This is a genomic window from Baekduia sp., from assembly GCF_035996765.1.
Taxonomy (GTDB): domain Bacteria; phylum Actinomycetota; class Thermoleophilia; order Solirubrobacterales; family Solirubrobacteraceae; genus Baekduia.
Window position 1 is genome coordinate 60,483 of record NZ_DASYJG010000085.1, and the last position, 9,444, is coordinate 69,926.

The window sequence follows — 9,444 nt, forward strand, 5'->3', positions numbered from 1 at the left end:
TCGAGCCCGAATCGCCCGCCCGGGTGCCGGCGGACGACCCCTGGCGCCTCGCGCTCCCTCACACCTTCACTCCCCCGGTGCCGACAAACCATGTGGCGCGCCACGACCAACGCCGCTCACTGCGCGCCAACGACGCCCGCCTACGCCGTCGCCAAAATGCGCGTCGTCGAGACGACGCGGCTGGCGGTCCTGCTCACGCCGTCGCGAGAATCCGCGTCGTCTGACTCGTCGGCGGCCCCGCCGCCGCGGTGGCCTCCAACTGCAGTGTCATGTCCAGACCCTTCTTGCCCGCCAGCGCCTTGCGCAGCTTCGACGCCGCCGTCTTGGAGATCTTCAGCCGCACGATCTTCGACGTGCCCGCCGGGATCGACAGCTTCTGCTGGCCGAGGTCGATCGACACCGGCTTGACGACCTTGCGCTTCTTGCCCTTGCCGACGAGCCTCGCGCTGCCGCGCTGGACGAGCGTCGCCGTCGCGGTCAGCGAGCAGGTGGTGTCACAACCGACGCGGACCGGCAGGTTGCGCGCCGTCAGCAGGCCGGCCTTGCGCAGGATCTTGACGGTCAGCTGCGGGCCCAGCGGCTCGGGCAGCGTCGGGAACTTCAACAACGGCGGTCCGGCCGGCGCCGGCAGCGGCGTGCACGCCAGCCCGACAGGCGGGTTGGCGAGCGTCAGCGTCGTGACGCGGTTGTTCTCGCTGTCGGTCACGGTCAGCTTGCCGTTGCAGTCGACGCTGACCCCCGTCGGGTGAATGAACTGGCCGTCGCCGATCCCGCGGCTGCCAATCGTCAGCAGGCGCTCGCCGGCCGGCCCGAACTCCTGGACGCGGTTGTTGCCGCGGTCGGCGACCCACAGGTTCCCGCCCGGATCGAGCGTGATCTGCGCGGGCGCGTTGAGCTTGCCGAGCTTAGAGCCGGTGCCACCAAACTGGTCGAGCTCGGTCCCGCCGCCGTCATAAACCGTGATGCGGTTGGCGCTGTCGGCGACGTAGATCTTGCTGCCGTCGGGTGTCACGGCGATGCCGCGCGGCGCGCTGTCGGTGGGGAAGGACCCCAGGTAGCTGCCGTCGCCCGCGAAGCGCGCGATCCGCCCGTTGCCGGTGTCGGCGACTGCGATGTTGCCGGAGGCGTCAATCGCCAGCGCCTGGGGCGAGAGCAGCTGCGCAGGGCCGGACCCCTCGGTCCCGATCCTGCGCGTCGTCGTGGCGGTGGCGCGGTCGAACACGACGATCGTGCTGCGGCGGTTGTCCAGCACGAAGCCGTTGCCGCCGGCGTCGAAGGCGACGGCGACCGGGTTGGGCAGGACGGTCGGGCCAGGGTTCGGCGAGCCCCAGACGGTGGCGATCGTGCCATCGGGGTTGATCAGCTGGACCCGACCGTTGACCGAGTCGGTCACGGCGCGGATGCCGGTGCTGTCGGCAGCGACGCCGAGCGGTCCGTCGAACTGACCGGTCGCGCGGCCCGAGGTGCCGAACGAGCGCTTGAGCGTGCCGCTGGCGTCGAAGACGTCTATGCGGTCGTTGCCGGTGTTGGCGACGTAGAGCTCGCCGCTCGTGTTGGTCGCCGCGCCGCGCGGGTAGGCGAGCTGGCCGGGCGCCGTGCCGTAGGAGCCCCAGCGCGCCTTGTACTGGTACTTGGTCGCCGGCGTGCTGTAGCGCACGATCCGCTGGTTGAGGTCGTCGGCGACGAAGACGCGGCCCTGCGGGTCGATCGCGACGCCGTAGGGGAAGTTCAGCTGGCCGGGTCCGGCGCCCTGGCCGGCGCCGATCGACGCGAGCAGATGACCCCCGGTGTCAAACGCCGCAACACGATGATGTTGGTCGTCGGCGACGAGCATTCGTGTGCCGCGGACCGCGACGCCGCGCGGGTTCTGCAGCGTGCCGGGCGGCACGATCTCGGCCCCGTTGCCGCCGGACGGGTTGAAGCGCACGACGCGGTCGTTGCCGGTGTCGACGATGTACAGGAAGCCGCCGGAGGCGGCGAGGCCGCCACCGGCCGCCGCGTCGTTGCCGCCGCCGGCGCCGAAGTGGAACCTCCCGAGCGCCGTGCCGGGGCCGCCCCAGCTGTCGATCAGGCTGCCGGTCGCGTCAAAGCGCACGATCCGGTTGGTGCCGCCGTCGGCGACGACGATCTGGTTGTCGGCGGTGACGGCGACGGCGCCCATGGCGCTGAGCTCGCCGGGTCGCGTCCCCGCGGTGCCGATGTCGCGCAGCCAGGTGCCGTCGGGCCCGAACTGCTGGACGATGTGCGAGCCCTGGTCGGTGACGTAGACCGCACCGTCGGGGCCGACCGCGACGGCTTGGGGGAAACGCAAGACGCCGCCTCCGCGCGAGCCGTTCTGGCTCAAGCCGGAGTAGGGGCAGTCCGGCGCCGACGAGCCGGGGCAATCGGCCTGGGCGGTGGGGACGGCGGCCGCCGCGAAGGCGGCAGCGAGCATCAGCGGGGAGAGGAGGCGGCGCATCGACATCTAGGAACACCCTAGAAACGGGAAGTCGCGGTTCTTGCAGGATGGCTCCCGGAGAACGTGCTCGGCGTCGGTAAGGTGACCCTCGGTGTCCGGGATCGGCGTCCTGCGCGAAGGGCCGTTGCATGCGGCCGTGAAGGACTTGCTCGCGCGGCCGGGCGACACCGCCGAGGTCCCGTTCGGCCGCTACGTCATCGACCTCGTGCGCGCCGACGGCGAGCTGGTCGAGATCCAGACGGGCGGCTTCTCGCCGCTGGGGCCCAAGCTCGACGCGCTGCTGGACGGCCACCGGATGCGCATCGTCCATCCCGTTGCGGCCGAGCGCCGGATCGTGCGCGTCGATGAGCACGGCGAGGTGCTGTCGTCGCGGCGATCGCCGCTGCGGGGCGTCGCGCTGGACGTCTTCGACCGGCTGGTGTCGTTCCCGTCGCTGCTCGCGCACCCGAACCTGACGGTCGAGGTCCTGCTCTGCCGCGAGGATCACATCCGGGCGCCGGAGGCGGGGCGCTCGCGCTCGGGCCGGCGGCGTCGCGATCCGGGCGAGCGGCGGCTGGTCGATGTGCTCGGCAGCGAGGTGCTGGCGTCGCCGGTCGATGCGGCGGCGCTGTTACCTGACGTGCTCGGCGTGGGCGGCGAGCCGTTCACGACCCGTGAGCTGGCCGGCGCGCTGGGCTGCCGGATGCTGCTGGCCCAGCGGGTTGCCTACTGCCTGCGGGCGATGGACGTGCTGGCCGACGCGGGCAAACGCGGGCGCGCGCCGCTGCACCGGCGCGTCGGCTGAGCGGGGCCGTCGCGGTCCTGCACACGGCAGACTCGCGACGCTTCGGCGTCGCACGCTGAGCCGCGCTCAGCGCTTCTTGGCGGCGGCGATCGCCTTGTCCTTGTCCTGCTTGGCCTTGGCGGCCGCTGCTGCTGCGGCGTCGAGCGCGTTGCGCGCCGGCACACCCCAGGCGGCGTCGGCTGCGGCGATCAACCCCGCGTCGGTTGCGCAGTTGATGCAGAACGACTTCTGGCCCCAGCCGATGGCGCGCGCGACGACCTCGTTGGCATAGGAGACGCCGGTCGCGTCGTGGCCGTAGTAGTCATAGGCCGCGCGCCAGGCCGAGGCGTCGAGATTGCGCCCGGCGCCGGAGTCGCGCAGCAGTGAGGCGGCCGCCATGATCGCGTCGTAGTCGTCGTAGATCGACGGGTGCTTCTTGGTCGCGTGCGGGTACTTGGCGGGGCGCTGCGCGGCGGCGCCGGCGTTGCGATAGCGCGCCCAGGTCGAGACCGGCCCATTTGTCACGTTGAACTGCATCGGCCCGGCGCAGCAGCGGGCGAAGTTCAGCCCGTGGTAGGTCGTCGGATGCGTGGAGAACGCGGTCTCCTGCTTGTGGACCGAGGCGATCAGCAGCCAGTTGACGCCGTAGGTCTTCTGGGCCTGGGCGTAGATGCTGTAGAACCCGGAGACCCACGAAGCCGGGACGTGAGCGAGCTCGTTGGAGGTGAAGCGCTGCACGTCCTCGGCACGCTGGGCCTTCGTGGGCTTCGGCGCGGGCGCGGCGGCCGGGGCGGGCGCAGTGGTGTCGGCGACGGGAGTCGCCCCGACCGGCGCGGGCGTCGGAGTGACCACGACGACCGCGGGGGCGACCGGCGGGACGGGCAGTTTGGGGCCGTGGTGAAACGCACCCGACAGCGCGACGCCGAGCAGCCCCGTGCCGGCGAGCAGCGCGACGAGCGCGACGGCCAGCGGCCAGCGCTCGCGCTCGGGGACAGGGAGGGACGGCTCGAACGACATCGGGGAGCGTTCGAGGATAGACACACGCGCCCCCGATGACCCCCACCAGGCGTCGAGGGACGATTGAATCTCGCTGTACGAGATTCAATCGTCCCTCGACGCGTGCAGCGGCCGCCGTCAGCCGGTCATCGCCAGCAGCGCGCCCTCGTGCTCCAGCAGGCGCCGCTTGCTGTCCAGCCCGCCGGCGTAGCCGGTCAGCGCGCCGCGCGCGCCGATGACGCGATGGCACGGAACCACCAGCGGCAGCGGATTGCGGCCGTTGGCGGCGCCGACCGCACGGGCGGAACCGGGCGCGTCGAGGGCGGCGGCGATCTCGCCGTAGGTCGTGGTCGTGCCGTGCGGGATCGCGGCGACGTGCGCCCAGACCCGGCGTTCGAAGGCGCCGCCGAAGCGCGGGCGCAGCGGCAGGTCGAACGTGGTCCGCACGCCGTCGTGGTACTCGCGGAGCTGCCGGGCGGCCTCGCCGAGCACGCCGTCGTCGACGCGCGGCGAGTCGGGCGGGATGTCGGCGATGTCGAAGCGGATCTCGCAGAGGGCGTCGCCGTCGGCGAGCAGGACGAGCTCGCCGATCGGGGACGCGACGGTCGTGTGGGTCAGCGGCATGGCGCGGTGCTCCTTCCAGGTTCGGTACGCGTCGGGCAGGCAGGTGGCGCACGGGCGGTAGCCGGCCGCGATCGCGGTGGGCTCGTCGGCGAAGAACACGCGGTTGGCCACGTAGCCACCGCGGCCGATCGCGCGCGCGGCGCCGGGGCAGCCCAGCGTTCCGTAGATGCGGTCGGCCCGATGGCCGCCGAGCGTGCCGGGCATCGTCGTGGTGAAGGCCACGTTGTCTGCGCCGATGAGCGTGTACTGCTTCATGGAAGGTGAAACGCGCCGTGCGTCATTTGTGTGAGATCGCCCCGTAGCATCGCCTCTCCCATGGACGACCTGCTCAAGCTCGCCGCCGACGCCGGCCACGACATCTCCACCGCTGAGGACGCCATCGAGGAGGGCGCGCACGACAGCGCGCGTGACGCGCTGGACCGCGCGGCCGATCGCCTCACCGAGCTCCGTGCCAGGTGGCCGGAGATGTCGGGGTCTGAGCGTGCCGTCGTCGGAGCGTCCGCCAAGGTGGTCCGGGAGCGGCTCGATGCCGCTGCGGCTCGCATCCCCGCGCGCCGCACCCTCAGCGAGGCGCCGGTCGAGATCGACCCCGAGCAGGAGGCCGAGCCCGAGGGCCAGGCGAGCGGCCAATGACCGTGCCGCACGGCAGATCGCCCGTGCAGAAGATCGGCCAGCCGTCGCCAGCCGGCAGGACCCTCGACGACTGACCAGGCGCAAGAACGCGGCCTCCCGGGTAGCACCGAGGCATGATCGCAGTACTCATCGTCATCGCCGTCCTGATCGTTGTCGCCGCCGGCGCGGCGATGCTCTCCCGCCGTCGGGCCGCCGAACGGGCCCGGATCGAGCGCGAGCGCGAGGTCATCGCCGGGGAGCTGTCGGGCCATCAGCAGGAGCAGGAGGCCATCGCATCGCGCGCGAGCACGGTCGCCGCCGAGGCTCAGGAGCATCGGGCCGCAGCGCAGGAACACGCGGACCAGGCGCAGCGCCACGCACGTGAGGCCGAGGTCCATGCCGAGGAGGCCGAGAAGCTCGAGGGTCGCTTCCAGCGGGCCACCGGCGCCGCTGCTCGCCACGGCGAGCGCGCCGAGGACGCCCAGCGGCGGCTCGAAGAGCTTCACCAGCGCCGCTAGACCGCACCGCTGCCAGAGCCGTCCGGCAAGGTCCGTCTCCGGACGACGGGCGTGCGTCGTTTGGCTCACCGCGATATGGGGTATCGGCCGAGGGCCGTCCGGAAGCGGACCCATCCGCCCGCCGGTTTTGACCACCCCAAGGAGGATCGATGGCCGGGACTTTGGCTACCGACGAGGGCCGTTCTCGCAAGCGACGAGACGACGAGCAGGGCGAGCTCGACCCCGCGGCGCTTCGGCGCCTGCTGCAGGCACTGGAGTCTGCCGCCGACGGCGACTTCTCCCGCCGGCTCCCGGCCCGTCGCAAGGGCCTGCTCGGCGAGTTGGAGATCGCTTTCAACCGCTTGGCCGAGCGCAGCCAGGGCCAGACGACCGAGCTGGCCCGTGTCGCACGGCAGATCGGTCGCGAAGGCCGGATGACCGAGCGCGCCCGCACCGATGGCGCCAAGGGCGACTTCCTCGAGCGCATCCAGACCGTCAACGGCCTCATCGACGACCTGGTGCGCCCCACCACGGAGGTCGCGCGCGTGATCGTGGCGGTGGCCGAGGGCGACCTGAGCCAGAAGATGGCGATGGAGATCGACGGCCAGCCGGTCAAGGGCGAGTTCGCCCGCATCGGCACGACGGTCAACGCGATGGTCGACCAGCTGTCGTCCTTTGCCTCCGAGGTCACGCGCGTCGCGCGCGAGGTCGGCACCGACGGCAAGCTTGGCGGCCAGGCCGCGGTCCCCGGCGTCTCCGGTACGTGGGCCGACCTCACCGAGTCGGTCAACTCGATGGCAGCCAACCTCACCGGCCAGGTCCGCAACATCGCCCAGGTGACGACCGCGGTCGCCCAGGGCGACCTGACCCAGAAGATCACGGTTGACGCCCGTGGCGAGATCCTCGAGCTCAAGGACACCATCAACACGATGGTCGACCAGCTCGGCGGCTTTGCCGACGAGGTCACCCGCGTCGCGCGCGAGGTCGGCACGGACGGCAAGCTCGGTGGCCAGGCCGAGGTCCGCGGCGTCTCCGGCACGTGGCGCGACCTGACCGAGAACGTCAACTTCATGGCGCGCAACCTGACCGACCAGGTGCGCGGCATCGCCCAGGTCGCCGGCGCGGTCGCCAAGGGCGACCTGACCCAGAAGATCACCGTCGACGCCAAGGGCGAGGTCGCCGCGCTCGCCGACACGATCAACGCGATGACCGACACGCTGTCGGTCTTCGCCGAGCAGGTCACGCGCGTCGCGCGCGAGGTCGGCACCGAGGGCAAGCTCGGCGGGCAGGCCGAGGTGCCGGGCGTGTCGGGCACGTGGAAGGACCTGACCGAGTCGGTGAACTCTATGGCGGAGAACCTGACGGGTCAGGTCCGCAACATCGCGCTGGTGACGACCGCCGTCGCCCAGGGCGACCTCTCGCAGAAGATCGAGGTGGACGCACGCGGCGAGATCCTCCTGCTCAAGGACACCATCAACACGATGGTCGACCAGCTGCGGTCCTTCGCCGACGAGGTGACGCGCGTGGCGCGAGAGGTCGGCACCGAGGGCCGGCTCGGCGGTCAGGGCGTCGTGCCGGGCGTCGCGGGCACGTGGAAGGACCTGACGGACTCCGTCAACGTCATGGCGCGCAACCTGACCGACCAGGTGCGTGACATCGCCCGCGTGACGACCGCCGTCGCCAAGGGCGACCTGACCCAGGAGGTGACGGTCGACGTCAAGGGCGAGGTGCTCGAGCTCAAGCGGACCGTGAACACCATGGTCGACCAGCTCTCCTCCTTCGCCGACGAGGTGACGCGCGTGGCGCGCGAGGTGGGCACGGAGGGCAAGCTCGGCGGCCAGGCCGAGGTCAAGGGCGTCAGCGGCACGTGGCGCGACCTGACCGAGAACGTCAACTTCATGGCCGACAACCTGACCCACCAGGTGCGCAACATCGCCCAGGTGACGACGGCCGTCGCCCAGGGCGACCTGTCCAAGAAGATCACGGTCGACGCCCGCGGGGAGATCCTCGAGCTCAAGGACACCATCAACACGATGGTCGACCAGCTGCGCTCCTTCGCGGCCGAGGTGACGCGCGTCGCCAAGGAGGTCGGCACCGACGGTCGGCTCGGCGGCCAGGCCGAGGTGGAGGACGTCTCCGGCACGTGGCGGTCGTTGACCGAGTCGGTGAACTCCATGGCCGCCAACCTGACCGAGCAGGTCCGCGGCATCGCGACGGTGACGACGGCGGTGGCCAACGGCGACCTCTCCAAGAAGATCACCGTCGAGGCCAAGGGCGAGGTCGCGGCGCTGGCCGAGACGATCAACACGATGGTCGACCAGCTGCGCTCCTTCGCGGCCGAGGTCACGCGCGTTGCGCGCGAGGTCGGCACGGAGGGCAAGCTCGGTGGTCAGGCCCAGGTCGAGGGCGTCTCCGGCACGTGGCGCAGCCTCACGGAGTCGGTGAACTCCATGGCCGACAACCTGACCGACCAGGTGCGCAACATCGCGCAGGTCGCGACGGCGGTGGCCCAGGGCGACCTCAGCCAGAAGATCACGGTCGGCGCCCGCGGCGAGATCCTCGAGCTCAAGGACACCATCAACACGAGGGTCGACCAGCTCGGCTCGTTCGCCGACGAGGTCACGCGCGTCGCGCGTGAGGTCGGCACCGACGGCGTGCTCGGCGGCCAGGCCGAGGTCGAGGGCGTCAGCGGCACCTGGCGCGACCTCACCGACTACGTGTACTTCATGGGCTCGAACCTCACGTCCCAGGTGCGCAACATCGCGCAGGTCGCGACGGCGGTGGCCCGGGGCGACCTGAGCCAGAAGATCACCGTGGACGCGCAGGGCGAGATCCTCGAACTGAAGAACACGGTCAACACCATGGTCGACCAACTCTCCTCGTTTGCCGATGAGATCACCCGGGTCGGCCGGGAGGTCGGCATCGAGGGCAAACTCGGCGGCCAGGCCCAGGTGCGCGGCGTCGCCGGCACCTGGCGTGACCTGACCGAGAACGTGAACCAGCTCGCGGCGACGCTGACCACCCAGTTGCGTGCGATCGCCAACGTGTCCACGGCGGTGACCCGCGGCGACCTCACGCAGCGAATCGCGGTCGAGGCGCAGGGCGAAGTCGCGGAGCTGAAGGACAACATCAACCAGATGATCGTCACGCTCCGTGAAACCACGAAGAAGAACGCCGAACAGGGCTGGCTCGACTCGAACTTGGCCCGCATCGGCGGCCTACTGCAGTCACAACGCGATCTCGACGAGGTCTGCCGCATGATCATGCTGGAGGTGACGCCGCTCGTCGACGCCCAGCTCGGTGCATTCTTCCTACCCGGTGGCGTCGGGAGCGACCGGTCGCGGCTGCGCCTGACCGCCGCGTACGGCCGGTCCTCGATGGACGGACCCGCGTTGAGTTTCGCTGTCGGCGAGGGCCTCGTCGGACAATCGGCCGCGTCGCGCCGCCGGATCCGGGTCACCCCGCCCGCGGACAATCGCCTGGCGGTACGGTCC

Annotated in this window: 7 protein-coding genes; 4 read left to right on the forward strand and 3 right to left on the reverse strand. The window is 71.3% G+C overall.

Annotated elements, in window-relative coordinates:
* Positions 1–193 precede the first annotated feature (193 nt).
* Complete coding sequence (locus tag VGO10_RS18895; RefSeq protein WP_327471299.1) at positions 194–2,464, reverse strand: NHL repeat-containing protein; 2,271 nt, start codon at positions 2,462–2,464, stop codon at positions 194–196.
* A gap of 85 nt (positions 2,465–2,549) precedes the next feature.
* On the opposite strand from VGO10_RS18895, the gene VGO10_RS18900 reads away from it, so the two are divergent.
* Complete coding sequence (locus tag VGO10_RS18900) at positions 2,550–3,242, forward strand: hypothetical protein (protein WP_327471301.1); 693 nt, start codon at positions 2,550–2,552, stop codon at positions 3,240–3,242.
* Positions 3,243–3,308: 66 nt separating this feature from the next.
* Here the strand turns inward: VGO10_RS18900 and VGO10_RS18905 are convergent, their stop codons facing one another.
* Both VGO10_RS18905 and VGO10_RS18910 read right to left on the reverse strand, forming a co-directional pair.
* Positions 3,309–4,238 (reverse strand): hypothetical protein, encoded by a 930-nt coding sequence (locus VGO10_RS18905; RefSeq protein WP_327471303.1) that lies wholly within the window; start codon positions 4,236–4,238, stop codon positions 3,309–3,311.
* 117 nt (positions 4,239–4,355) lie between these two features.
* Positions 4,356–5,096 carry a methylated-DNA--[protein]-cysteine S-methyltransferase gene (locus VGO10_RS18910; protein WP_327471305.1) on the reverse strand — a complete coding sequence of 247 codons (741 nt, stop codon included), beginning with the start codon at positions 5,094–5,096 and terminating at the stop codon, positions 4,356–4,358.
* 60 nt (positions 5,097–5,156) lie between these two features.
* On the opposite strand from VGO10_RS18910, the gene VGO10_RS18915 reads away from it, so the two are divergent.
* The 3 genes from VGO10_RS18915 to VGO10_RS18925 all read left to right on the forward strand — a co-directional run.
* Positions 5,157–5,474 carry a hypothetical protein gene (locus tag VGO10_RS18915; RefSeq protein WP_327471307.1) on the forward strand — a complete coding sequence of 106 codons (318 nt, stop codon included), beginning with the start codon at positions 5,157–5,159 and terminating at the stop codon, positions 5,472–5,474.
* A gap of 113 nt (positions 5,475–5,587) precedes the next feature.
* Positions 5,588–5,971 (forward strand): hypothetical protein, encoded by a 384-nt coding sequence (locus VGO10_RS18920; RefSeq protein WP_327471309.1) that lies wholly within the window; start codon positions 5,588–5,590, stop codon positions 5,969–5,971.
* Positions 5,972–6,120: 149 nt separating this feature from the next.
* A partial coding sequence (locus VGO10_RS18925) for a HAMP domain-containing protein (protein ID WP_327471311.1) occupies positions 6,121–9,444 on the forward strand: 3,324 nt, incomplete at its 3' end.